Genomic DNA, 25,299 nt, shown 5'->3' on the forward strand with positions numbered 1-25,299 from the left:
GCCTTTCCTTTACTGGCAGGCGGACCTCCGGCTCAGATGAGCCAGAGGGACAGTGTCGGGATCAGCACCAGCAGCGTCAGGCGCAGGATGTCGGCGATCCAGAACGGCACGATGCCGCGAAAGATCGTGCGCAGCGGGATGTCCGGCAGGGTTGCGCGCAGAACGAAGACGTTCATGCCCACGGGCGGCGTGATCAGGCTGATCTCGGTCACGACAACCACCACCACGGCGAACCAGATCAGCACGTTCTCCGGGTCGGCCAGTGGCCCGGCGCCGAAATCAAGCTGGGCGACGATAGGGTAGAAGACCGGCACGGTCAGCAGGATCATCGACAGGCTTTCAAAGACACATCCCATCACGAGGTAGATCATCACCATCATCCCGATCACCGCCCAGGGGCTGATGTCGAAATCATAGATCATGTCCACCAGCGCATCCGGCAGCCCCGCGAAATTGACGAAGGCGGAAAAGATTTCGGCGCCGATGATGATGGCAAAGATCATGGCCGAGGAGATGACTGTATCGCGGCAGGCGGTCACAAAGCCTTCGCGCGACAGGCCGCGCATGGCAAGCGCCAGCACCAGAGAAAAGATCGCGCCCATCCCTGCGGCCTCGATCGGGGTGAAAAAACCGCCGTAAATGCCGATCATGATGAAGGAGAACAGGCCCAGCGTGCCGAAGACACCCATCGTGTCGCGGCGCGACATGGGTTCCGGCTCGGTGACAGGCGGGGCCAGCTTTGGGTTCACGCGCACGGCGATCACGACGGCCAGCATGTAGAAGATCACACCGATGGCACCGGGGATCAGGCCTGCGATGAACAGCTTGCCGATGTCGCTCTCAGTGAGCAGGCCGTAGATGATCATGATGACCGAGGGGGGGATCAGGATGCCCAGCGTGCCGCCCGCCGCGATGGAGCCCGCGGCCAGGCTGTCTGAGTAACCGAACTTGCGCATCGGCGGCATGGCGACCCGTGACATGGTTGCGGCCGTGGCAAGGGACGACCCCGAGACGGCGGAGAAACCACCGCAGGACAGCACCGTGGCCAGTGCCAGCCCGCCGCGCATCCGCCCGAACAGCCGGTCCGCGCCGGCGAAAAGCCCATGCGCGATGCCGGAGTTGGCCAGGATATTGCCCATGAAGATGAACAGCGGCACGACGGAGAGAGAGTAGGAAAAGCCGGTCTCGAAAACTGCTGCCCCCACCATGGCGCCTGCAGGCTCAAGCCCACGCAGCCATGTAAAGCCAAGCCCGCCGACCAGGGCCATGGCAAAAGCGATGGGAACGCGGGCAAACACCAGTCCCAGCAAAACGATCAGAGCGATCAGGGATTCAGTCATCTTTCTGCCCCCATTTCAGGCCATATATGGCAGACAGAATGCACGCCGCCGCACCCAGAAAGGCGAAAGGCGCAAACGGCACATCCAGCGAGACCGAGCGCGATCCGTCCGCCAGTTGCCCCATCCCAAGCACAATCAGCCGCCAGGCGAAAAAGCCGAGCACGGCGGCCGAGACGAGCGCAGCGAAGACGCCCAGCACGCGGTTGACAGAGCGCGGCAGAAGTTCAGTCAGCAGATCAACCTCGACATGGGCGCCGGCGCGACTGACCAGCGGCAGCGCCACAAAGACCAGTGCACCCAACAGCAGCTCGGTCAGCTCGAACGCGCCCGAAAGCGGCGCATTCAGCAGATAGCGGCCCACCACATCGACGCCGGTTACGGCCATCAAGGCCAGCAGCAAAAGTGCTGCCAGCCCCATCAGAACACGTTCCACAGGCTTTGAGATCATTGCGAGGCGGCGCCCGTTTCAACGCCGGTCATCGTGCGCAGGCGTGCCAGTGCCGCTGCGCCATCTTCGTTTTCAGGCAGGGAGGCCGCCCATGCGTCTTCGTACTTGGTCGCGGCAGAACGGATCGCCTCGACCACCGGGGCGGGGGCTGCATAAAGCTCGATCCCGGCCTCTTCGATCTTGGTGGTGGCGACGCGGTCCGCTTCGTTCCAGGCAGCGCCAACGCGTTCAGCAAAGGCGAGGCCGGAGATGGCGTCGATCGCCGCCTGATCCTCGGGCGAGATCTCGTTCCACTTGTCCTTGTCCATCACCAGGAACCAGGTGGTGTTGTACATGCCGCCGGGCACGGTCATCGAATACTTGATGTCGTCGGTCAGCTTGAATGCGGTCAGCGCCTCGTAGGTGAAGGCCACCCCGTCGATCACGCCGCGCGACAGCTTCTCGTAGACCTCGGGCGAGGACATGAACAGCGGCGTGGCCCCGAGATCGGTCAGCAGGTCAGCGACATAGCCACCGGGCACACGGATTTTGAGGCCATCAAAATCGGCAGGCGTCTCGATCTTGAGCTTGTTGTTGTGAAACAGGCCCGGCCCATGCATGAACAGGCCCAGAAGGTGGGTGCCCTCGTGTTCGGCGCGCGCGTTCAGATCCTCGGTGTAGACGGTCCAGAAAGCCTCTGACGCCGAAACGGCATCGTCGCCCAGGAACGAGAACTGACCCAGCTGGCTGCCGGCAAAGCGGTCATCCTGGGTGAAGCTGTGCAGGCCATAGGTGATATCGGCGATCCCATCGCGCGCCATGTCGAAATGCGCCGGCGGGCTGCCGAGCGGTTTGCCCAGGACCCGGACCGAGACGCGGCCTTCGGTGACCTGCTCGATCTCCTCAGCCCAGGGCTTGATCGCGTTGACGACGATCGGATGGCGTGGCGGCAGCCAGCTCGACAGGGCCAACTCGACATCAGCGGCCTGTGCGGCAAGGGGCGTCAGGATGGTGCTGAGGGCCAGCAGGCCGGCTTTCGTGAGGTGTTTCATGTGGTCTCCTCCCAGAGAGATGGTGGCCTTGCGGGACGTCCCGCGCAGCCGGTTGATGTCAATTTGCAGGGGCCGGGCGCACCGCTTCGGGGCGCGCGGCTTGGAATGCTGGCAGCGGCGCACAGGCAGCCGCGACGCGGGTGAGACGGGGCAGGTCCTCGGTCGGCACGCCCCAGCGGGCGGCGTTGTAGAGCTGGGGAATCAGCACGACATCGGCCTGACTGACCTTGGCCCCCATGGCGAAGGGGCCGGTTTCGTCCAGCATCTGTTCTACGGCTTCAAGACCCGAGCGGATGAAGTGGCGGGACCATTCGGCGCGCGTGTCCTCCTGCCCGCTGATCTGGACGGCGCGTGACAGGACACGCAGGTTGCACACCGGGTGAATGTCGCAGGCCACCGCCTGCACCACCGCGCGCATCCTTGCCCGCTCTGCAGGATCGGCGGGACGCAACGCCAGATGGCCCATGTCTTCGAGGTAGTCGAGGATCGCCATGGACTGGGTCAGCCGCAGGCCGTCGATCTCCAGCACGGGGACCATACCTTGCGGGTTGCGCGCCAGATGAGGCGTCACGCCATGATCCCCTGCGACCAGATCCACCGGGACCACATGATAAGCGATCCCGGCGAGGTTCAGGGCAATGCGCAACCGGTAGCTGGCGGTCGAACGCCAGTAGTCATAGAGCACCACCTCTGGCGCGCAGCGAGGCAGGGGGCTTGTCATGCCGTGCTCTCTGCAACGAGACCTGCGCGGGCGGTTTCCAGCGCGGCGTTGATGGTGCCGAGGGCCCCGACCTGGTTCATCAGGATCAGGATCAGACGTGCGTTCAGGGCATCGCTTTGCGCTTTGTTCAGACCTTCATGCGCGGCGATCAACGCGGCATAGGCATCGTCCGGGGCGGTGATATTGGGCGTCAGAATCAGGCTCATGGGGTTAGTCCTTTGCCGTGGCGCGGCGCAGGGCGGCGCGCAGTTGGGCCTCGTCCGGGGCTGACCAGCGTCCGGCAACATGCTGATCCGGGCGGATCAGATAGACTGCTGCCTCTGCTTCCCCGAGGTAGCGTTCGCGTAAGCTCTGCGTGATCGCTTCTGCGGGCAGGGTGAGGGCCTTGGCGCAGAGTGCACCCTCGATCAGGTCCTGCACGTCGACCCCGATCCCGAGGATCACGAAGCCAGTGCCCAGTTGATCCAGCAGATAACCGTTCAGAAGCGGCGCATCGGGGCAGGGGGCGCCGGGGCGCGTGCGTTCGGGGCCTCCGGTCAGCGCGTCCGCAGTGTTCAGGGACATACCGTCATAGACGCAGGGCAGGGACAGCCGGCCAGAGTTCACCAGCGGGCGGGCAAAGGCATGATCGCTCGCCAAGCTCAGCACCGCATTGCGGAAAATCTGGCTGATCTCGGACTTGGGTGTGATGAAATCGGTGGAGCGGGTGGAGTTCAGGATATTCTCATCCGCGCCGAACCGGCGTTCTTCGCAATAGCTGTCCAGCAGGGCCTCGGGTGCATGACCTTGCAGCACAAGGCCGAGCTTCCAGCCCAGATTGTCGACATCCTGAATGCCGGAGTTCGCCCCCCGCGCCCCAAAGGGCGATACCTGATGCGCCGAGTCCCCGGCGAACAGCACCCGCCCATGTCGGAACTTCTGCATCCGGCGGCACTGGAAGGTGTAGATCGAGGACCAGACCACTTCATAGTCTACATCCGGGCCCAGCATGGCATCCAAACGGGCGCGTATGTTTTCGGGTTTCATTTCCTCGGCCCGGTCAATGTCCCAGCCGATCTGGAAGTCGACGCGCCAGACACCGTCGGGCTGCTTGTGCAGCAGGCAGGAGGCGCCGGAGGATTTGAACGGCGGCTCGAACCAGAACCAGCGCTCGGTCGGAAAGCTCTCGTTGGTCATCTTGATGTCGGCGATCAGGAAGCTGTCCTTGAAGACCCGCCCGGCAAAATCCAGGCCCATCATCTTGCGCAGGGGCGAGGATGCGCCATCACAGCCGATCAGCCAGTCCGCCGCGATGCGATAGGGGCCTTCGGGTGTCATCACGTCGAGCAGGACATGATCATCGTGGACCTCGACCGCATCGACGCGGTTCTTGCCACGGATCTCGATGGGGGCGCCATCGGCCTGTGCGGCGCGGATACGGTCGACCAGAAAGCGTTCAAAATAGGGTTGCGAGAGGTTGATGAAGGCCGGGTTACGATGGCCATCCTCGGGCAGCAGGTTGAACTCGAACACCTTGCGATCCTCGTGAAACACCTTGCCGACGTTCCAGACGATACCTCGGTCCAGCATCGGAGCCGCGCAGCCCCAGCGGGTGCAGATATCCAGCGTGCGCTTGGCGAAGCAGATCGCCCGACTGCCCTTGCCGACACCCTCATGATCGTCCAGGACCACGACCGGAATGCCTTGGAGCCCGAGGTCGAGCGCGGTGGCCATGCCGATCGGTCCGCCGCCAAGGATAACGACCGGATGGCGTACCGGTGCGTCTGCATCCTGATCGGCGGTATGTTCATAAGGGTATAGCCTGAATTCCAGGCTGTAGCGGTCATCCAGCATCATCTCTCCTCCCCTGAAGTTCTTGGTCGTGGTGGTTGGAGGCGGACTCCTCCGCCGCCCCCGGCCGCTTCAGCCTTGCAGGTCGGCCCACATCTGCTGGTCGCGCTCGGCGGTCCAGACGCGGGGCGTGTCGATGCCACGGGCCTCGTCATAGGCGCGGGCCACGTTGAACGGCAGGCAGTGTTCGTAGATCGCATAGTCCGAGAATTTGGGGTCACATTCAGCGCGGCAGGCATCCCAAGCTTCTTTCAGCGAGCCGCCACGGGCGACGACCTTGGCGATCGGGCGGTAGGTCGAGCGGACGAAATCGGCGGTGGCCTCTAGCGCTTTTTCGACCATCTCTTCGCCGACCAGTGCGTCGCCGCGCCCGGGGGCGATGCTTTTCGGCTCGAAGGCGGCGATATTGGCCAGGGTGTCTTCCCAGTCGCCGAAGTGGCCGTCGCCGCAGTAGCAGGCGGAGTGGTATTCGACGATGTCACCGGTGAACATGACCTCCTGATCCGGCACCCAGATCACTGCGTCACCGGCGGTATGGGCGCGGCCCAGCTTCATGATGTCGACGCGACGCTTGCCGAGATAGACTGTCATCTGATCGGAGAAGGTGGTGGTGGGACGGGTCAGGCCGGGGATTTCCTCATGCCCCTGAAACAGCCGCGGGAAGCGACCGAATTCGCTGTCCCAATCTTCCTGCCCGCGTTCCTCGACCATGGCGGCGGCGACGTCGGACATGATGATTTCACGCGCGCCATAGGCGGCGGCACCCAGCACGCGGACGGCGTGATAGTGGGTCAGAACGAGGTGGCTGATCGGCTTGTCGGTGACCTCACGCACCTTTTCGATCACCATGCGGGCGAGGCGTGGGGTGGCCTGAGCTTCCACGATCATCACGCTCTCGTCGCCGATGATGACACCGGTGTTGGGGTCGCCCTCGGCAGTGAAGGCATAAAGGCCCTCGCCGACTTCGGTGAAGCTGATTTTCTTGTCCGTCATGTCGCCTTGCGATGCGAATGCCTTGGCCATGGTGGTGTCTTCCTTTTGATGTCTGCGCCGGGTGCGGGTGGGGGAGCCTCCGGCGGGAATATTTGGCAAGAAGAAGGTGGGCGCCTATGCGCCGCGTTTGTAGGGATCTTCGAGGGCCGCGATCACGGTGCCGCTGCAGGATCCGAAGCCGATGCGGAAGCCGTCGCCTTTGGCTGCACCTGTCAGGGTCAGGGTGTCGCCGTCCTCGATGAAGCTGCGGGTCTGGCCTGCCACTTCGAAGGGCTCCTTGCCGCCCCAGCTGAGTTCCAGAAGCGAGCCACGGCTGTCCTTCGTTGCGCCGGAGATGGTGCCGGAGCCGAGCAGGTCGCCGGTGCGCATGGTGCAGCCGCTGGTGGTGTGATGGGCAAGCTGTTGGGCGGCGGAGTAGTACATCTCGCGGTAATTGGTGCGGGCGATGGTTTCGGGGGCCGCGCCTTTGGGGGCCATCGTCACGCTGAGGTCGATGTCGTAGAGCATCGGTTTTGGCTCTGTCAGGTAGGGTAAAAGATCTCGCTCCCGCTCTGGCGTCGAGGTGCGGAAGCCCTCAAGCGCGGCGGCCGTGACGATCCAGGGGCTGATGCTGGTGGCGGTCGCCTTGGCCTGAAACGGGCCGAGAGGCTGGTATTCCCAAGCCTGGATGTCGCGGGCGGACCAGTCGTTCAGCAGCACGTAGCCGAAGATCATCGCGTCGGCTTCTGCCACGGTGACAGGCCCGCTGGAGGGGATGCCGACGATAGCGCCAAGCTCAAGCTCGATATCGAAGCGTTTACACGGGGCGAAGATGGGGGCTTCGGCGTCGGGGGCCTTCAGCTGGCCCCAGGGGCGGCGCACATCGGTGCCCGAGACCACAACGGAGGAGGCGCGGCCGTTGTAGCCGATGGGGAGGCTGGTCCAGTTCGGCGGCAGGGCATTTTCCGCACCCCGGAACATGGTGCCGACATTGGTGGCGTGGTGTTTGGAGGCATAGAAGTCGGTGAACTCGGCCACGGTGAAGGGCATCAGCAGCTGGGCGTCGGCCATGTGGCTGAGGTGGGGCGCGACGGCCTCGCGGTGCGTGGGGTCCGAGAGCAGTTGTGTCAGACGGGCGCGCAGCTTGGCCCAGACCTGCGCGCCGGCGGCCATGACCGCGTTCCAGGAGGGGGCGGCGACGAGCGCGGGGTCCAGCCCGTGATCAACCTGTGCGAGGTCGAGGATCTGGTCGCCGATCGCCACGCCCATTCGGGCACCCTGACCTGCGTCAAACACACCATAGGGCAGGTTGTTCAGTGGAAAATCTGTCTGAGGGTCGTTCGCGGATGCGACCCAGCTTTCGATGAGACCCATGTCTCCTCCCATTCTTGCAGTCTTTGTGGCGGCGGACATCAATCCCAGTTGCCCTCGGGCGTGCCGTCGAAGTGTTTCTTCAGGCTGTCCCAGCAGTCGATGTAGTCGTCCTGCAAGGGCGCCTCCTGCGCGGCAAAGCGGGTCAGGTGCTGGGGGAAGCGAGTCTCGAACATGAAGGACATCGTGTTGTCGAGTTTCTCGGGCCCGAGGTCGTCATGCGTGGCCTTCTCGAAGGCGGTATTGTCGGGGCCGTGGGGCAGCATCATGTTGTGCAGGCTCATCGCGCCGGGGGCGAAGCCGTTGGGTTTGGCATCATAGGCGCCGTAAATATTGCCCATCAGCTCGGACATGACGTTCTTGTGGTACCAGGGCGGGCGGAAGGTATCCTCCATCGTCATCCAGCGTTCGCGGAACAGCACGAAGTCGATATTGGCTGTGCCCTCGACACCTGATGGGGCCGTCAGAACGGTGAAGATCGAGGGATCAGGGTGGTCGAACAGGATCGCGCCGATGGGGCAATAGGTGCGCAGGTCGTACTTCACCGGCGCGTAATTGCCGTGCCAGGCGACCACGTCCAGCGGGCTGTGCCCGATCCGGGTGCGGTGAAACTGGCCCTGCCACTTGATCGTCACGGTCGAGGGGGTCTCGCGGTCTTCAAAGGCGGCGACGGGGGTCTTGAAGTCGCGCCGGTTCGCCATGCCGTTGGCCCCGATGGGACCACGTCCGGGCAGGTCGAACTTCTGGCCGTAATTCTCGCAGACAAAACCCCGCGCGGGCCCCTCCAGCACCTCGACCCGGTAGACGAGGCCGCGCGGCAGGATGGCGATCTCCTTCGGTTCAAGGTCGATGACGCCCAACTCGGTCGCAAAGCGCAGGCGTCCCTCTTGCGGGACGACCAGCAATTCGCTGTCGGCGGAGTAGAAATAGTCGTCCTGCATCGACTGCGTGACGAGGTAGATGTGGCTGGCCATGCCGACCTGAGTGTAGACGTCGCCCGCGGTGGTCATCGTGCGCATACCAGTGACCCAGGTCAGCGGCTGGTCCGAATGCGGCACGGGGTTCCAACGATACTGGCCCAGGCTGATCACGTCGGGGTCGACATTGGGGGCTGTGGCCCAGTAGGGCACGTCGATCTTTTCATACCGGCCCGAGTGTTTGACCGAGGGGCGGATGCGGTAGCACCAGGTGCGTTCGTTCTGATGGCTGGGGGCGGTAAAGGCGGTGCCGGAGAGCTGTTCGCCATAAAGACCGTAGGCGCATTTCTGCGGGCTGTTGCGCCCCTCAGGCAGCGCACCGGGCAGGGCCTCGGTTTCAAAGTCATTGCCGAATCCGGGCATATAGCCCTCGTGCAGGGCTGAAATGCCGGTGGCGCGGGTCAGACCGGACAGTTTTGTCATCTCGTTCATCGACGTTTCCTCCCTCGTGACAATTGACATGTTGATAGTCCGTTTTGTAACTAACAAGCATCAATCTGCCGGAGTGTCGAAAAATGCATCATGATGATTTCCAGCTTGCCGGTTTCACGCCCTACCTTCTCAATCAGGCGGCGGAGGCGCAAAGCCTCATCTTCTCAGCCATTTACAAGGATCGCTACGGCATGCTGCGCAATGAGTGGCGGGTGCTGTTCCACCTTGGGCGCTACGGCGAAATGACTGCCAAGGATATTTCCGAAAAGGCGATGATCCACAAAACCAAGATTTCCCGCGCAGTGCGGGCGCTGGAGGAAAAGCGATTCCTGGCGCGTGAAGTCAGCGAGGAGGATCGCCGGGCAGAGCGCCTGACCCTGCGGGCACCGGGGCGGGAAGCGTTCGAGTACCTCGTCAAGGCAGCCGGTGAATACGAAGACAGGTTGGCGGGCAAGCTGGGGCAGGACGAGGTTCAGATGCTCAAGGCGCTGCTGAATAAACTGCTCTAGAGGCGTCAGAACCCCGGAAAGGCCATGCCAAGTGTTGCCCCGCCCATCAGCAGGGTTTCGATGGCATGGATGCGCCTATTGGGGCCCGTCGCCAAATGCCGCAGGGCCATGCCGAGTGTGAGCAGGCCATAGGGCAGCATCAACGCAGCCGTCACACGGACCAGTCTGTCCTGCCAGTCGGGGATCAGAAGCAGCGTGACGCCATGCGCGCCGATCAGGGGCACAGATTGTGCGCCACAGATGCTGCTGCCGTTGAGGGCGAGAAGCGCTGCCATGATCGCGGCCATCATCAGCGCGGATACCGCACTGTGGCCGTCACCGCGCCGCCGAAGACCATAGCCTGCAATCGCAAGCAGCACCGCAATCGCGCCCAGCACCGCCATCGGAGAAGGGATGAGCATCGCTGCACCCATCGCCAGACATGACACGACGGATTCGGCCCGGTGCTGAGGGCAGGAACGGTGCGTGGCGACCAGACCGCTGGCAGTTGCGGCCAACAGCAAAAGAACGGCATGATAGAGCGTCATCTCAGGGTGCAGCCCTCATCGGGCCCGCACGAAGTCTCGCGCAGGCCCAATGATGTCACTCAGCCGCGTGGCAGCAACTGCTGCCCTGACGCGCACCATTGGGGTCTTCGGGCACGTCCAGCGTCGGGTTGCGGTCAAAGAAGTTCTCGGGGCGCAGTTTGAAACCCGCATAGTCCACCGGCATGATCGGCCAGTCTTCGGTACGCGGAAAATGCGTCAGCCCGAAGGTGTGCCAGACCACGATATCCTCGCCATCGACAGAGCGATTGCCGCTGGCATAGCTCGGCAGGCCCGCGCCGCCGGGATGCTGGTTCGGGGTGTAGCCCGCCGCCCACATTTCGTCCCGGTCGAACTGGGTCACCCACAGGCTGTGCGTGGCAAATGTGGCCCGCTTGCGGATCGAGGCCTCGTCGGCGGCCAGCAGCAGCGGCTGGCCCTCGGGGATCAGCACATATCCCGTCGGCTCGCCCAGGCGGTTTGTGCGCTCGTCCGAGCTGATGCGCCAGACGCGGCCCTTGTCGTTGGCGGCGTCGCGCTGCGCGTCGCCCTCGGAGGTGAGGCGGGTGATCGTGCGGGTGAAGGCGTTGCCGACGGGGTTCTCAGGGCTCATCGGCAGGCGCTTGACCTCGATCTCGTCGACGTGGTTGCGCTGTCCGTCGATCGCCACGTCCAGCCGGGCCGAGAACATGTGCTGGTGCACCGGGGCGCCCAGACGCGGTGCCAGTTCGGTGGAAAACTCATAGTCTCCCTCCGGGCGGCCCGAGGTGAAGACGATGCCGGTCGCCTTGCACTCCAGCTCGATCCGGCCGTCGAGGTAGAAGTACCAGTAGAACCCGTAGTCGTAGTTGCCCACCGTCACGAAGAACGACACCACCAGACGGCGCTGGCGGCGCACGGTGCCCTGCAGGGTGAAGAAATCGGTGTGCTTCCAGAGGGTGCCGAAGTCTTCCTCGTGGATGCAGATGGCGTTCTTGATCGGCACCGGTTCACAGAAGTCATCGACGACAGTGGCGTCGACATAGTGGATCTTGCCCAGACAATCGCAGCCCAGCACCAGCGAATTGGCGAGCCGCCCGAACTGATATTCCCCGGCGTCGAAATAGTTCTGCCAGTCGTGGTTGGGAGACGGCTCGCCATAGGGCACCACCATTTCCGACACCGAGGCGCGGTTCAGGATCTTGCGCCGGGTGCCGCGGTCGTTGAAGCCGATATTGTGCAGGGTCAGCCCTTCACGCCCGTTGAAGCCAACGCGGATGTCCCAGTTCTGCCAGCTGAGGACATTGTCCTTCATCTCGAAGCTGGCGCCCTCGGGCTGGGTGATCAGCAGTGGCTTCATCGTGTCGCGCATCGGCCCGGTGATGGCTGGGTCGAGGTAGTCGCCCGACTCCTGCGGCACATGCAGATAGCCGGTGTCGGACAGGCGCATCACCTTGCGGTCGGTCAGGTTCACATGCGCCACGATGCCGTCGATGGGATGGGCGAACATGCTGTGGGTGTTCTCGGTCGCATGAAAGCTGAGGACGCGGATCATCCGTTTGCCGACCTCCTCCTCATGGCCGAAGACGCCGGCGGAGAGCGGCGCGCAGCAGACAAGGTTCAGATCGGTGATGCCACGCTTGGCCATAGCGGCAATATAGTCGGGATCGGCCTTGGCGATATCCCCGGCGGCGACGTAATCCTCGTCCAGAATGGGGCCCCAGCCGTCAGTCGCGGCGTTGAGGGCGCGTTCAAACAGGATCTTGCGGGCGGGGATGTCGATCACCATCTCCCGGGCGGAGTTGGACGCGATGTCGGTCACCAGCACGCCAAGTTCACGCGGCACTACATCGCCGGGCTGAAAGGCGTCGAGTACAGTGTGATCGGGTTCGCGCAGCATGACATAGGAAAAGCGCAGGGTCGGCCCTTCAAATCCGGCTTCGGCAAGGACGGCCTTTAGGGTCTGGACCTCGCCCGCCGTGATCGGATCAAGCGGATGGCGCGGCATGTCGGATATGGCATCAGCGGACAGTTTGGACTGCGTATTCATCGTAGAATTCCTTTTGAAAGTGGTCCCGCGCCGGATGGTTGACCCGGCGCGGGGGCTCAGGCTCACTCGAAAGCGTTGCCGAGGCGGTCGTAGATGGCGGGGTTGGACTGGCGCATCCGCATGGCAAAGACTGCACCGGCCAGGCCAAGGCCGAGGATGATCAGCGGGAAGCAGGCAACAATCGGATTGCCGCTGCCGGCCAGCAGCTCAAGGTTGACCGAGACCTGTAGGAACAGGCCGGTCAGGCAAAGGGCTGCAATGGCGGGGGCTATGGTCGTGGTGAACATCGAATAGCCGTTGGGGGTTTTGCGGAAGAAGGCGATGACCGAGAGACTGACGATGATCTGCACCGCAAGGATGCCAATGACGGCAAAGGCCGACATCCACGAGAAGACGAGCAGATAGGGGTCTGCGCCGAAGGCGGCAAAGGCGATCAGGATGCCCGCAACGATCAGCGCCTGCACGCGGCCCGCCATATGTGGCGAGGCATGGCGGGGGTGGACGCGGGCCAGACCGCTCCAGGCCAGCCCTTCGCGCCCCAAAGCAAAGAAGTACCGGTTCAACGTGTTGTGGAACGACAGCACGCAGGCAAACAGGCTGGTGATCAGCAGGATGTTCATCACCTGAGAGGCCCATGCGCCAAGGATCGCCTCGATCGCGCCGAAATAGAACCCGTCGAGCGAGGCATTGGCGACCTCGACCACGTTGGAGGGACCGTAGTATTGCACGATGGCCCAGGTCGAGAAGGCGTAGAAGGCAGTGATCAGACCGACCGCGACATAGGTGGCGCGCGGAATGGTCTTGGCGGGCTCATGGGCCTCTTCGCCAAAGATCGCCGTCGCCTCGAAGCCGATGAACGACCCGATAACGAAGACCAGCGTGACGCCCAGCCCGGGGCCGAACACTTCGGATGGGCGGAAGCCGGACAGGGTCAGCCCCTCCGCGCCGCCACCGATCACGATGCCGATGTTCATCAGCAGCAGGATCACGATCTCGGCCACCATGCAGACGCCAAGGATGCGTCCCGACACGGCGATGTTGAACTGCCCGCAGACAGTGACCGCGGCGAGGGCCAGCAGACCCCAGACGTACCACGGCAGTTCCAGCCCGAGTGACGCCATCGCGCCGCCCATGAACACGCTGAACAGGCCGTAAATCGCGACCTGCACAGCGGCGTAGGTGGCCAGTGCCATGACCGCGCCACCAACGCCCAGCGGCTTGCCGAGGCCGCGCGTGATATAAGTGTAGAACGCCCCCGCATTGCCGACGTGACGGCTCATCGCGGTGAAGCCGACGGCGAACATCAGGTAGATCAGTCCGGTGACCACAAAGGCCCCCGGCACACCGACGCCCGAGCCGAAGGCAAAGGCCGGTGGCGTCGCCCCAACCACGGCGGTCAGTGGCGCCGCAGCGGCGACAACGAAGAAGACAATATGCGCCATGCTGACTGAGTTGCCTGTCAGCCCGGTTGCTCCGGTGGGTGGGTCAATGGCGGTGTTGTGATGTGTGGTCATGGCAGTATCCCTGTTTTTTATCCGCCAAGCAAACTTCAAACATCACAGATATGCCTATTGCAGAGGGCGACAAAGACTCGATAAAATGCGCCAAATGACCTAGGGGTAGCCAGAAATGATCACTTCGGCCCAAAAAGCAGGCCCCTTGCCCAGAGTTCCATCGCTTCGTGCATCGGTCTTCGTGCCCATTCTTCAGCACATTGCTGAAAATGGTGGCGATGTGGAAAGTCTGCTGAAGGAAAACGGGCTGAGCGCGGCGCGCGTCGATGATTCCTACGCCGCCGTCTCGCTGCAATCCTATCTCAATTTCTTCGAGGACGCGGCCAGTTTCCTTGCCGATCCGATGCTGGGTGCTCGGATCGGGATGCGGATCAGGCCGGCGGATCTTGGGCCGATCGGGATGCTTGTGTTGCAGTCCGGCTCAGCGCGCAGTGGCTTGGACCGCTTTTGCCGGTTCACGAATGCGCTGCAGAACAGCACCGGGACCAGCCTCGTTCCCGGCGACGATTGTCTGATCCTTACCTACAACATTTTTGGCAAGGGCCTGATGGGCAGCCGTCAGGACAGCGAGTTCTCACTGGCGTGCCTGTGTCGATTGCTTCAGCTGGCGATCTCTCCGGACTGGAGGCCGCTTGAGGTGCATTTTGATCATGCGCCCCTTGGGGACGCGGGGGCCCTGTCGCGGCTGTTCCGTGCGCCCGTGCTTTTTGGTCAGAGCTGTAGCCGCCTGATCCTGAAACCGGACGCGATCGACCGTGTCTTGCGCCCCGAGGACAGCGATCTGATTGCATTGATTGAACGCCATGTCGCCAGTCTGGTGATGACCGATCACGAGTCCATGGCGCTCAGCGACAAGGTCCGCTCTCTGGTCTCATTGTACCTTGGCCAGAGGCCGATGACGCTTGACGTGATTGCTGCCGAGCTGGGAATGACGCGCCGCAGTCTGCAACGCAGGCTGTCCGACGAGGGCACCAGTTTGCGCGAACTGACACGGGCGCATCGGCTCAGAATTGCGGAAACCTATCTCAGCGAAAGCAGTCTGAGCATGACCGAGGTGGCGGCAGCCCTGAACTATGCTGATGGGACGGTGTTCTGGCGCGCCTACCGCGACTGGACCGGCAAGGCGCCGACCAAACAGCGCTGAACGAAAGGGAAGGCATGATGGGCTTTGCCGTTCGCTTTCTGGTTCAAACGCACCTCTCCATGGGGGTGCCCTCTGCCATGGATCACTGCAGACGCCCGTCATGCATGGTGCCGGTTCGCCGCGCCAGCTTTTGCGATCGTGGATACCGTCCGGATCAATTTTCGTCGATGGGGCATCTTCGGGCCGTGATCGCTGACGCCTTCTCCTGCGAACCTCACGCGGGCTTCTGAGGAATACCGGGCCCATATCTCGTTAAACGATCATAAAAAGCGAAGCGGCAGCGCTCTTCTCTGGTGTCATTTTCAGCCATTCTGACAGGGCCCCGCATGATCTTATATCGCGCGGGCTGGCAGATCTCTCCGAAAATTCGCTCGAAACGATCACCTCGACACCTGCATGAGGTCCCGACTTTTCTCGAGATTGACCCTCAGGTCGCAGCCAACTGTGCCCCCGACCTGATATCGCCTGCGCATCTGCGTATGACGAGGCTTCCGGCAAGATCGCTATGGACCTTAATCGCCAGGCATTTCAAAAAAGGGGCGTTGAGCATGTCTTTCAGTGTGCCGTTCTGCGCCCAGGTTCGCGCAGAAGTTTTCGACTGAGTATGAGTTCGTTTGCGCGGAGCTGGGTGGCGCCGCTGAGGTGGCCATGGACTTCGCAGAGCGCCTGCGCGCTGATGTGCGAGGTCGAGCAGATCTGGCACTTCCGTCTGCGCTATGTGGCGCTTGACCCGGCGGGCACGCGGACGCAGATCCTGCAGGGCGACGGCCCAGAGACGGAGCGGTTTTGCGAGCTGAAAGCCGGGATGGCGCAGGGCGCTATTTCTTCTTTTTAGAGTTGTTGGGATAGCGCGTGCACTCCCAGTGGTACGTGCCATGCCGGGACATGGCCAGAGTTGCGCAAGATCTCACGTTGCTCGTCGATGGCTGGCATGCGCCACTCGGAGAGAGCTCACGCTCAGACGGCGTTCGCTGCGCGCTGGTGGGCCGCAACAGGAACGGCGCACCGGCTGCGATAGCGCCATTGTACATGATCTGCCACGTGATCCGGGACAGCCCGACCTGAACTCAGGTGCAGTTCAGTACGGCGCTGCTGCGTAAACTGAAGTGCGCGGAGAGCCTTTTAGGGCCGTCGTTGCCGCCGCGCTGGTTCTCATTGAGGCGGAGGTTGGTGCGGTATGCGTGCCGGGCGGTCAGGTGGTAGATATGTCGACCCCGATCTTGCGCAAATCGACGGCCTCGGCCAGCACGTCAATCTTTGCGCCGACGCCGCGGCAGGCGGAGAGCACGGGGCTTCGCCGTATGTCAACACCATGCCGGTTCCAGCTCCCGCGATGTTTGATGCCGACCTTTGGGGCCAACCCGCGCATGGGATGATGCCTTTGACGCAGATGACGGAGTGCCGCTCGCTCAGCATGCTTCAGGAATTGTCCACGTCGGCGGCGAAGGCCGTTTAAGGTCAGGCCTCGTTGTCTCGCGTCAGCATTTCGAGGGGGCAGGGGAGGAAACTGCCATGTCCAGCGCTTCGCTCAGCGCGGGCGACTCTCCGGGTGTTGCGGCGTAATCCTGCTCGGCGTCTGGTGTGCGGCTGGCGCAGGTCCGAAGCACGTCGCGGGTGTGCGTGTCGTTCGCGCCTTTGGGGGCTGGATCATCGCCATGTCAGTTCCGTTCACCACCATTTCGGATAGCACAACTGGACGACCCTGATAGGCGGAAAAGGACAGCACCATCTGGCCAAGCTCGCCGAGGGGACAGGCTGAAAGCGTCAGTGCCGCTAGCATGGCAAGGGGCAGACGCAGCATCAGAACTCTCCTGTCGGAACCGGGCCCATGCCCTCTATTCCTAAGCGACCTCCGGCGTGATCGTCCACCTTGACGATGGACACGATGATCTTCTCAGGGTCAGGGCGGTTGGCAGGCTGTCACGCGCGCCAGTCCGCGCATGATGTTCTGAGTGGGCGAAGCGACAATCGCGGTGTGCTTGCCGGTGCCGGCGGTGATCGAGGTGCCGGCATCAGGGGTATATTTGCCCGCGACCTCGCCTCTTACAATCGCGTCGCAGCTCGCTGAGGTGATCGGCATAGACCGACTGGCTGAGCGGATTGCAGACGCGGTAGATGTGGTCCTTGCTGTATGTATCAAGACCTCTTCACGGGGCTACGAATGCTTGAAGCGCAACTCGTTGTCGCCCGCGCCCTACCTGGTGATCACTCTCTGGCTGGCGACACCTTTGGCTTGCTGGCCTTGCACATCGTCGAGCGTTGTCTTGAGCGTGGAGAGCGCGGCGGCGAAGGCCGCAGGATATAGCGCCCGGTAGGCATAGCTGCAGCCCGAGACATAGTTGGGGGGCAGGAATGGCTCGCCGTCAGGCGCAGGTTCTCTTGGCCCAGGCTGTGGACCGTATCATCGGAGGAACGACACAGGCGCCGCCACGCGCCTGATCGGAATAGTCCCCTTGCCAGTCGATGCTTTCGATCTTGCCCCCCCCATGCAAGGTACCTCCCGTGCGCTCGACCTCCCATTGAGGTGGTCGCGTCTTGAAGTTGCAATCGGTCAGCAGGATCGCGGCGGTGGTGATGCGCCGCGCCGGGGGCCATGTTGGGAATTTCCTGTGTCTTCCTGTTGGTTCCTTATGCGGGCCTGAAGGGCCACGCGCCGATCGTTGCGTGGCGTTCGATGTATCGCTGAGGATCATCTGATTTTCATCATCGACCGTGGGCGAAATGGCAGCTAATCCCTTGGCTCTCCGTTAGCCGGGTGGCGAAGGCTATGTCGGTTTCGCGTTTATGAACCGTGTACTGAAGCTCGGTGTCGACGTCGAACAGCTTGATCATAAGCGCGCCGGCATCGCTGTAGGGCCGCTGCAGTGTGGTCAGGATGGTGATGTAGGTCTTGTTGTGGCCACACCGGCCGCCTTGATGGCTGCGCTTACTTTCGGGGGCGGCATTGCCGTCGTCTCAATGAGTTGAGGGTGCGTGATCTGGTCTGGCTGACCTTGGCCTGGTCCTTAGTGCAGGTGAATTTGTCGCCGCGTCCTGTCCCGTTCGGGCAGCGCTGACCATTGTCCTGAAGACCAGCAGGGGGAGCCTCAATTCCGGTGAGGCTCGCGACCTTACTGCGCTCCAAGGGCTTGCTTGCCGGGATGACGCAGGCAAGATCCGGATGTTCGGCGATGCCGCGTTCGAGGCAGGGGCCTCGTCATAACCCGCAGGCTGGTAAAGGCGCTCTCTACCCTAGCCTGATGACCTGACCGCGGCTGCTGCGCCCGGCGTTGTGAAGCGATACGTGAGGCACGGTGCCGCCCGTTGCACCCGCCCCGTCACTGGGCTGACCCATCCCACGTTATCGTGCTCATGAGGGCCTTGTGCCAAACGATCGGCCCTTTTCCCGTTTCCCACAAGGCCCGGCTCAGCCCCGTCGCACTTCAGGTCAGGGCCAATCCGCCAAGTTTTCCTCTCCAACAAAGGCGGTGGTCATGCGGCGGGGTCTGCGTGTGCAACCGGCATCTGTACTTGCCCGATTTCGCGACACCTGTGCCGATTTTTTTTGCGATGCGGTGCAGGGAGAGCGAAACTTTTAAGCCTGAAACTTTAAGCTTGAATTAAATTTTACTTCTGCTCACAGTCGATGAAAATAAAAATGTCGCAGGATCCGGTCGTTTTTACTTTGGCGCGATCACTGCAGCAGACGACCAACACTGTGAGGAATGACATCCCATGACCTGCGATATCCCGCGTGCTGCGGCACGTTTGCACCATCAAAAGCCATGCAGGGCTCTGCCCTCGACGAAGCAACGTCGCTGACATCACATCCGTGCCGTTTGATAATTTATACCGCCTTCAGGGCGTCATCTAGATATGGGGGTTGTGACGATGCTTGGGTCTACGGCGCATCGCGATAGTTTTTGTCGGGACAATCTGCCGCCAGTGGCAGAGTGGCCGGAGTTGCTGGACGGGTTCGATTATCCCGAGCAGCTGAACGCAGCGGTGGAGCTGACGGACCGCATGGTCGAGCGCGGCTTCGGCGACAATATCGCGCTGGTCGGCAATGGGCGGCAGCGCACCTACAAGGAGCTGACCGATTGGACCAACCGGCTGGCGCATGCGCTGGTCGAGGACTATGGCGTGCAGCCGGGCAACCGTGTCCTGCTGCGCTCGGCCAACAATCCGGCGATGGTGGCCTGCTGGCTTGCGGTGACGAAAATCGGCGCGGTGGCGGTGAATACGATGCCGATGCTGCGCGCCAAGGAATTGCACCAGATCGTCGACAAAGCGGAAATCGCTGTGGCCCTTTGCGATAGCCGGATGCTGGAGGAGCTGGAGATCTGCGCCAGCACCAGCGCCCATCTGAAAACGGTTATCGCCTTTGACGGCACCGCCAATCATGAGGCGGATCTGGACCGCGCAGCGCTCAACAAGCCTGTTAAATATAGCGCTGTCGCGACAGGGCAGACAGATGTTGCCCTGCTGGGCTTTACCTCGGGCACGACCGGATCGCCGAAAGCGACGATGCATTTTCACCGCGACCTTCTGATCATCGCGGATGCCTATGCGGCTGAAATTCTGGGGGTGACGCCTGAGGATGTGTTCTGCGGCTCTCCGCCGCTGGCCTTTACCTTTGGCCTTGGCGGGCTTGCGATTTTCCCGCTTCGGTTCGGGGCGACGGCGGTGCTGCTGGAAAATGCCAGCCCGCCGAACCTGATCGAGATCATCGAGAAACACCGCGCGACGATCTGTTTCACGGCACCGACCGCCTATCGCGCCATGTTGCGCGCGATGGATGAGGGCGCGGATCTGTCGTCGCTGCGCTGCGCGGTTTCTGCCGGTGAAACCCTTCCGGCGCCTGTCTTTGATGAATGGGTCGCGCGGACTGGCAAGCCAATGCTGGACGGGATTGGCGGTACGGAAATGCTGCACATCTACCTCTCGAACCGTCTGGGCGATGCGCGGGCAGCGTCGACGGGCACGCCGCTCAAGGGGTATGAGGCGAAGATCGTCGACGACGAGATGAACGAAGTCCCGCGCGGCACGCCCGGCCATCTTGCGGTGCGGGGGCCTTTGGGGTGTCGGTATCTGGCGGATGAGCGGCAGGCGAAATACGTCCGAAATGGCTGGAACCTGCCCGGCGATACCTTCGTGCAGGATGCCGAGGGCTATTTCCACTTCGCGGCGCGCTCAGACGACATGATCGTCTCCTCGGGGTATAATATCGCAGGGCCTGAGGTCGAGTCCGCGCTGCTGGCCCATGCTGCGGTCGCAGAATGTGCGGTGATCGGCGCGCCGGACGAGGCGCGCGGCACGATTGTCGAGGCGCATATCGTGCTCAGCGAAGGCTTTTCGGCCTCGGACGCTCTGGTCAAAGAGCTGCAGGATTTCGTCAAGGCGACCATCGCGCCGTTCAAATATCCGCGGCGGGTGCATTTTGTGGCGAGTCTGCCAAAAACAGAATCCGGTAAAATCCAGCGGTTTCGCTTGAAATCCTGAAGAGGGTCTGACGAAACTCTTCTTGGGCGTGCCGGGAGAGACATCTATTCAATCGCTTGATCCAGCTTTCTTTTTGCCGAACCACGCAGACCAAAAACTAAAAACAACATAAAAACCAATACGGATGGAAAAAATGAAAATCGTAAAGACTCTGTTTCCTTCGCTGGCTCTGAGCCTTGCTCTGGCGGGCGGCGCAATTGCCGAGCCGGTCAAGGTCGGGCTCATCACGACCCTGTCGGGTGGCGGCGCCACCCTTGGCATCGATACCCGCGACGGCTTTCTGCTGGGGCTGAAGCAGGCGGGTGCCACCGATGTGGAGGTGATCGTTGAGGACGATCAGCAAAAACCGGATGTTGCCGTGCAACTGGCCGACAAGATGATCCAGTCCGACCAGGTGGACGTGCTGACGGGGATCGTCTGGTCGAACCTCGCGATGGCGGTGGTGCCTGCCGCAGTGGGGCAGGGCAAGTTCTACCTCTCGACCAACGCCGCACCGTCGCAGCTGGCGGGGGCGGGCTGCAATCCGCTGTATTTCTCCGTGTCCTATCAGAACGACAACCTGCATGAAGCCGCAGGGGCCTTCGCGACCGATACCGGCTACAACAAGGTCTTCATCATGGCGCCGAACTATCCGGCCGGGAAAGACTCGCTGGCTGGGTTCAAACGCTACTTCAAGGGCGATGTGGTTGACGAGGTCTACACTCAGGTCGGCCAAACCGATTACGCGGGCGAGATCGCGCAGATCCGCGCGTCGGGCGCGGATGCCGTCTTTTTCTTCCTGCCGGGCGGCATGGGGATTTCCTTCATGAAGCAATATGCCGATAGCGGTGTCGACCTGCCGCTGGTCGGGCCGGCCTTCTCCTTTGATCAGAATATCCTGCAAGCGGCCGGGAAGGCCGCGCTGGGGGTGCACAATACCTCCAACTGGTCCAAGGACATCGACAACGAGGCGAACAAGACCTTCGTGGCCGAGTACAAGGCGGAATACGGTCGCCTGCCGTCGATCTATGCCTCCTATGGCTATGACACGGCGCATCTGCTGCTGTCTGCGATGAAAACCGCCGATGTGAAGGACAAGGAGGCGTTCCGCGCAGCGCTCGCCAAGGCCGATTTCGCCTCGGTGCGTGGCAAGTTCAGCTTCGGTCCGAACCAGCACCCGATCCAGGACATCTACGTTCGGGAAGTTGTCGAGGAAGATGGCATTCTGACCAACCGTATCGTCAGCACAGCTCTCGCCGACCGTGCCGATGCTTATGCGGCCGAGTGCAAGATGTAAGAACCCCTGAAGAAAGCGCGCACGGGCCGATGCGGCACCGTGCGCGCCGCTTGGGGTGAAGGAAATCCTATGACATTGCTGTTGATCGAGCAGATCCTGAACGGGCTGCAATACGGAATGATGCTGTTTTTGATGGCCGCCGGGCTGACGCTCGTTTTCGGTGTCATGGGGCTGATCAATCTGGCGCACGGCTCACTCTATATGTTGGGGGCGTTCGTCTGCGCTGCAGTGGCGGGGTTCACCGGGTCATTCTGGCTGGGTCTGGTGGCGAGCCTGATCGCCTCGGCTGCGGCGGGGGCCGTGATCGAGGTCGCGGTGATCCGGCGGCTTTATGCGAGAGACCACTTGGATCAGGTGCTGGCGACTTTCGCGCTGATCCTCGTCTTCTCGGAAGGCTGTCGCTGGGTGTTCGGGTCCTCGCCGCTGTTCCTGACTGTTCCGGCGGTGCTGTCGGGGGCGGTCACCTTTCCCGGCGGGCTGCAATATCCGTTGTTCCGTCTGGTGATCATCTTTGTCGGGCTGGCGGTGGCGGGCGGGCTGTTCTGGCTGATCGGTGGCACGCGGCTTGGCGTTCGCATCCGCGCCGGTGAGGCGGATCGCGGCATGATCGCGGCCCTCGGCGTCGACATCAGCCGTCTTTACACAATCGTTTTCGCCCTTGGCGCGGCGCTGGCCGGGATCGCGGGGGCGCTGGTGGGTACCTTGCAATCGGTTCAGGTCGGCATGGGAGAGCCTGTTCTGATCCTTGCCTTCGTGGTGATCGTGATCGGCGGGATCGGGTCGATCAAGGGGGCGCTGATCGGCGCGCTACTGGTCGGGATGACGGACACGATGGGGCGGTTCCTGCTGCCAATGGGATTTGCGCAAATCATGGACCCCGCAGCGGCGCGGGGTGTTGGCTCGGCGCTGGCCTCGATCCTCATCTATCTTTTGATGGCGGTGGTGCTGGTGGTGCGCCCGCAAGGGTTGTTCGGAGCAAGAACATGAACATCACACGCGAAACAGTGGTCAACAGCGCGGTTCTGGCGCTTCTTGTTCTGGTGCCCGTGGTGGCACAGCTGCGCGGCGATCCGTTCACGATCACGCTGGCGACCAAAGTGGCGATCTTCGCACTGGCGGGTGTGGGCCTGAACCTCGCGCTGGGGTTCGGCGGGTTGATCTCGTTCGGACATGCGGCGTTCTTCGGGATCGGCGGTTATGTCACGGGGATCCTGGCAAGCCATGCGGCGAACTACGAGCCGCTTTTCGACGGCGCGTTTACCGTGAACGGCACGCAGCAGATGCTGCTGATCTGGCCGATCGCGATCGTGGTCGCGGGGCTGTTCGCGGTGGTGATCGGGGCCCTGAGCCTGCGCACCAGCGGTGTGTTCTTCATTATGCTGACTTTGGCCTTCTCGCAGATGATCTATTATTTCGCGGTGTCTTGGCCCAGCTATGGCGGCGAGGATGGTCTGTCGTTTTACACACGCAACCAGTTCCCCGAACTCAACATGTTTGATCCACTGAACTATTTCTGGGTCTGCTTCACGCTGCTGATCCTGGCAGTGGGCCTGTCGGCGATGATCACGCGCTCGCGCTTCGGACTGGCGCTTGGCGGCGCGCGGCAAAACCCGCAACGGATGGCCAGCATCGGCATTCGCCCGTTCTGGCTGTCGCTGACGATCTTCGTGATTTCGGCGATGATGACGGCTCTTGCCGGCTCGCTGTATGCCGATCTGAACCGTTTCGTCAGCCCTGCGATGCTGAACTGGCACATGTCGGGCGAGATCATGGTGTTTGTCATTCTGGGCGGCAATCGGCGGCTTCTGGGGCCGGTGGCTGGGGCGGGTCTGTATATTCTGGCGGAACATCTGTTGGGCCAGTTCAGTGATTACTGGCAGTTCTTCCTTGGTCTGGTGCTTCTGGCTGTGGTGCTTTTTGCGCCCGGCGGAGTGATCGGAATTCTGACACGGAGGCGCGGCGATGTCTGAGGTGATCCTTGAAATCCACAATCTCCATAAGGCCTTCGGGGCTTTGCAGGCGACGCAGGATGTTTCGCTGACCCTTCGGCAGGGCGAGATTCACGCGCTGATCGGGCCAAACGGGGCGGGCAAATCCACGCTGATCAAACAGATCGCGGGGGAGATCCGTCCCGACAGCGGCAGCATCGTGTTCGCGGGCCAAAGGGTCGAGACTTGGGATGCGGCGGCGCGCGCACGGGCGGGTCTCGCGCGCAGTTTCCAGATCTCCTCCGTGATGCCCGACTACACCGTCTTGCAGAATGTCGTGCTGGCGGTGCAGGGCGCGCAGGGGCGCAGCTTCGGCTTCTTTCGTCCCGCGCTATCGGACCGGCATCTGACCGATCCGGCACAGGCGCATATCGCGCATGCCGGGCTGGAGGGGCGCGAAGGCGTCACGGCGGCGGCGCTGTCGCATGGTGAGCGCCGCAAGCTGGAGATCGCGATGGCTCTGGCGTTGCAGCCGAGGGCGTTTTTGCTGGATGAGCCGATGGCGGGCATGGGGCCGGAGGGCGCGCGACAGTTGACGCCGATCCTGTCCGAGCTGCGTACATCCGCGCCGATCCTTTTGGTCGAACACGATATGGACGCAGTCTTTGCACTGGCCGACCGGATTTCCGTGCTGGTCTATGGGCGCATCATCGCCACGGGCTCTGTCGCGGAAATCCGTGCAAATCCAGAGGTCCGCGCCTCTTATCTGGGAGAAGAGGCATGAGCCTGCTGTTGGAACTGGATCAGGTCACGGCGTCCTACGGATCTGTCCAGGCGCTGTTTGGTGTCAGCCTCAGCCTGCGTGAGGGCGAGGTCCTTGCGCTGATGGGGCGCAATGGCATGGGCAAGACGACAACGATCAGCACGATCCTGCGGATGCTGCCGCTCAAAAGCGGCGCTCTGCGCTTTGCCGGGCGCGACATTGCAGGGCTGGCGTCGCATCAGGCCGCGCGGCTGGGGCTGGGGCTTGTGCCCGAGGGGCGGCGCGTGTTCGCTCCGCTCAGCGTGCGCGAAAACCTTATTGCTGCGGCGCGCCCAGGCGCATGGGATATGGCCCGGGTGGTTGCGCTTTTCCCGCGGTTGGGCGAGCGGCTGGAGCAGCGGGCCGGCACGCTTTCAGGCGGCGAGCAACAGATGCTGGTGATTGGGCGTGCGTTGATGACCAACCCGCGCCTCCTGATCCTCGACGAGGCGACAGAAGGGCTGGCCCCCGTGGTACGGCAGGAAATCTGGGCGGCGATCCATGCGCTGAAAGCCAGCGGTCTGGCGCTGATCATCGTCGATAAAACGCTGAAAGAGCTCGCTCCCGTAGCCGATCACGCGGTCATCCTGGAGCGCGGAACAACAGTCTGGACGGGCGACTGCAAAGCACTCACGCCGGAGCTGACTGACCGGTATCTCGGCGTCTAGACGCCCAAGCTGAAGGGGTGAATCGCGGCGGGCGCTGGAATGCTGACGTCTTTCTTGGGGAAAGCGATCCTCCGCTTGTGCACAACTGATCAGGCAAGCGCGGAGAGATGATATGTTTGCAAAGGGCGACTTAGCGATAGCGGGGGGCATCTGCACGCGCGGGTACTCAGCACTTTCTTGGCCATTGGTTAATAGTCGTCGCCTCTCATGCAGGTAAACATGCAGTGCCGGTAAACAGACGCATGCCGAATTGGGCTGCCAGCTCCGACACGGTATCCTTGCACTTTCAGTGCGTTGAACTT

General features: G+C 62.4%; 24 protein-coding genes. 9 read left to right on the forward strand and 15 right to left on the reverse strand.

Going from position 1 to position 25,299, the window contains the following annotated elements; translation table 11 throughout:
- Positions 1-32: 32 nt before the first annotated feature.
- The 9 genes from F3W81_RS17760 to hmgA all read right to left on the reverse strand — a co-directional run bounded on the left by F3W81_RS17760 (position 33) and on the right by hmgA (position 9,113).
- Positions 33-1,340 (reverse strand): TRAP transporter large permease, encoded by a 1,308-nt coding sequence (locus F3W81_RS17760; RefSeq protein ID WP_193080673.1) that lies wholly within the window; start codon positions 1,338-1,340, stop codon positions 33-35.
- Positions 1,333-1,773, reverse strand: a complete 441-nt coding sequence (locus tag F3W81_RS17765) for a TRAP transporter small permease (RefSeq protein ID WP_226941733.1) — start codon at positions 1,771-1,773, stop codon at positions 1,333-1,335. The genes F3W81_RS17760 and F3W81_RS17765 overlap by 8 nt, the downstream gene beginning before the upstream one ends.
- An 11-nt stretch (positions 1,774-1,784) precedes the next feature.
- Positions 1,785-2,819 carry a TRAP transporter substrate-binding protein gene (locus F3W81_RS17770; RefSeq protein WP_193080677.1) on the reverse strand — a complete coding sequence of 345 codons (1,035 nt, stop codon included), beginning with the start codon at positions 2,817-2,819 and terminating at the stop codon, positions 1,785-1,787.
- A 58-nt stretch (positions 2,820-2,877) separates the two neighbouring features.
- Positions 2,878-3,540, reverse strand: a complete 663-nt coding sequence (maiA, locus tag F3W81_RS17775; RefSeq protein WP_193080679.1) for a maleylacetoacetate isomerase — start codon at positions 3,538-3,540, stop codon at positions 2,878-2,880.
- Complete coding sequence (locus tag F3W81_RS17780) at positions 3,537-3,746, reverse strand: DUF2783 domain-containing protein (protein ID WP_193080681.1); 210 nt, start codon at positions 3,744-3,746, stop codon at positions 3,537-3,539. Before F3W81_RS17780 ends, maiA begins: the two co-directional genes overlap by 4 nt.
- 4 nt (positions 3,747-3,750) lie before the next feature.
- Positions 3,751-5,373: an FAD-dependent oxidoreductase gene (locus F3W81_RS17785; protein WP_193084012.1), complete on the reverse strand. Its 1,623-nt coding sequence runs from the start codon at positions 5,371-5,373 to the stop codon at positions 3,751-3,753.
- A 69-nt stretch (positions 5,374-5,442) separates the two neighbouring features.
- Complete coding sequence (locus F3W81_RS17790; protein WP_193080683.1) at positions 5,443-6,393, reverse strand: MBL fold metallo-hydrolase; 951 nt, start codon at positions 6,391-6,393, stop codon at positions 5,443-5,445.
- An 84-nt stretch (positions 6,394-6,477) separates the two neighbouring features.
- Positions 6,478-7,716 (reverse strand): fumarylacetoacetase, encoded by a 1,239-nt coding sequence (fahA, locus tag F3W81_RS17795; RefSeq protein WP_193080685.1) that lies wholly within the window; start codon positions 7,714-7,716, stop codon positions 6,478-6,480.
- 38 nt (positions 7,717-7,754) lie between these two features.
- Entirely contained in the window at positions 7,755-9,113 is a 1,359-nt protein-coding gene (gene hmgA / locus F3W81_RS17800; RefSeq protein ID WP_226941995.1) for a homogentisate 1,2-dioxygenase, read from the reverse strand.
- Positions 9,114-9,205: 92 nt separating this feature from the next.
- On the opposite strand from hmgA, the gene F3W81_RS17805 reads away from it, so the two are divergent.
- Positions 9,206-9,631 (forward strand): MarR family winged helix-turn-helix transcriptional regulator, encoded by a 426-nt coding sequence (locus F3W81_RS17805; RefSeq protein WP_193080689.1) that lies wholly within the window; start codon positions 9,206-9,208, stop codon positions 9,629-9,631.
- A 5-nt stretch (positions 9,632-9,636) separates the two neighbouring features.
- On the opposite strand, the gene F3W81_RS17810 is transcribed toward F3W81_RS17805, so the two are convergent.
- The 3 genes from F3W81_RS17810 to F3W81_RS17820 form a co-directional block, all read right to left on the reverse strand.
- Positions 9,637-10,158, reverse strand: a complete 522-nt coding sequence (locus F3W81_RS17810; RefSeq protein ID WP_193080692.1) for a hypothetical protein — start codon at positions 10,156-10,158, stop codon at positions 9,637-9,639.
- Between the two features lie 55 nt (positions 10,159-10,213).
- A complete protein-coding gene (locus tag F3W81_RS17815) occupies positions 10,214-12,184 on the reverse strand; it encodes a primary-amine oxidase (RefSeq protein ID WP_193080693.1) in 1,971 nt (656 codons plus the stop codon).
- Positions 12,185-12,246: 62 nt separating this feature from the next.
- Entirely contained in the window at positions 12,247-13,698 is a 1,452-nt protein-coding gene (locus F3W81_RS17820) for an APC family permease (RefSeq protein WP_193080695.1), read from the reverse strand.
- Positions 13,699-13,843: 145 nt separating this feature from the next.
- Between F3W81_RS17820 and F3W81_RS17825 the strand changes: the two genes are divergently transcribed.
- Both F3W81_RS17825 and F3W81_RS17830 read left to right on the forward strand, forming a co-directional pair.
- Positions 13,844-14,842, forward strand: a complete 999-nt coding sequence (locus F3W81_RS17825) for an AraC family transcriptional regulator (protein WP_193080697.1) — start codon at positions 13,844-13,846, stop codon at positions 14,840-14,842.
- A 676-nt stretch (positions 14,843-15,518) separates the two neighbouring features.
- The gene (locus F3W81_RS17830) at positions 15,519-15,677 is read left to right on the forward strand and encodes a hypothetical protein (protein ID WP_226941734.1); all 159 of its coding nucleotides are present in this window, start codon (positions 15,519-15,521) and stop codon (positions 15,675-15,677) included.
- 1,065 nt (positions 15,678-16,742) lie between these two features.
- Here F3W81_RS17830 and F3W81_RS17835 read toward each other — a convergent pair.
- From F3W81_RS17835 to F3W81_RS21190, 3 genes are all read right to left on the reverse strand, one after another.
- A complete protein-coding gene (locus tag F3W81_RS17835; protein WP_193080701.1) occupies positions 16,743-16,922 on the reverse strand; it encodes a hypothetical protein in 180 nt (59 codons plus the stop codon).
- A 283-nt stretch (positions 16,923-17,205) separates the two neighbouring features.
- Positions 17,206-17,535, reverse strand: coding sequence for a hypothetical protein (locus F3W81_RS21185; RefSeq protein ID WP_193080705.1), 330 nt, complete (start codon positions 17,533-17,535; stop codon positions 17,206-17,208).
- Positions 17,536-17,545: 10 nt separating this feature from the next.
- Positions 17,546-17,725: a contractile injection system protein, VgrG/Pvc8 family gene (locus F3W81_RS21190; RefSeq protein WP_193084014.1), complete on the reverse strand. Its 180-nt coding sequence runs from the start codon at positions 17,723-17,725 to the stop codon at positions 17,546-17,548.
- A gap of 987 nt (positions 17,726-18,712) precedes the next feature.
- Here F3W81_RS21190 and F3W81_RS17855 point away from each other — a divergent pair.
- The 6 genes from F3W81_RS17855 (at position 18,713) to F3W81_RS17880 (ending at position 24,997) form a co-directional block, all read left to right on the forward strand.
- Positions 18,713-20,323, forward strand: a complete 1,611-nt coding sequence (locus F3W81_RS17855) for an AMP-binding protein (protein WP_193080706.1) — start codon at positions 18,713-18,715, stop codon at positions 20,321-20,323.
- A gap of 133 nt (positions 20,324-20,456) precedes the next feature.
- Entirely contained in the window at positions 20,457-21,599 is a 1,143-nt protein-coding gene (locus tag F3W81_RS17860) for an ABC transporter substrate-binding protein (RefSeq protein ID WP_193080707.1), read from the forward strand.
- A gap of 69 nt (positions 21,600-21,668) precedes the next feature.
- A complete protein-coding gene (locus tag F3W81_RS17865) occupies positions 21,669-22,586 on the forward strand; it encodes a branched-chain amino acid ABC transporter permease (protein WP_193080709.1) in 918 nt (305 codons plus the stop codon).
- Positions 22,583-23,569 (forward strand): branched-chain amino acid ABC transporter permease, encoded by a 987-nt coding sequence (locus F3W81_RS17870; protein ID WP_193080710.1) that lies wholly within the window; start codon positions 22,583-22,585, stop codon positions 23,567-23,569. The genes F3W81_RS17865 and F3W81_RS17870 overlap by 4 nt, the downstream gene beginning before the upstream one ends.
- Complete coding sequence (locus F3W81_RS17875; protein WP_193080711.1) at positions 23,562-24,311, forward strand: ABC transporter ATP-binding protein; 750 nt, start codon at positions 23,562-23,564, stop codon at positions 24,309-24,311. Before F3W81_RS17870 ends, F3W81_RS17875 begins: the two co-directional genes overlap by 8 nt.
- A complete protein-coding gene (locus F3W81_RS17880) occupies positions 24,308-24,997 on the forward strand; it encodes an ABC transporter ATP-binding protein (RefSeq protein ID WP_193080713.1) in 690 nt (229 codons plus the stop codon). The genes F3W81_RS17875 and F3W81_RS17880 overlap by 4 nt, the downstream gene beginning before the upstream one ends.
- The last annotated feature ends 302 nt before the right edge of the window (positions 24,998-25,299 follow it).

This window comes from Pseudooceanicola spongiae, from assembly GCF_014899185.1.
Classification (GTDB): domain Bacteria; phylum Pseudomonadota; class Alphaproteobacteria; order Rhodobacterales; family Rhodobacteraceae; genus Pseudooceanicola; species Pseudooceanicola spongiae.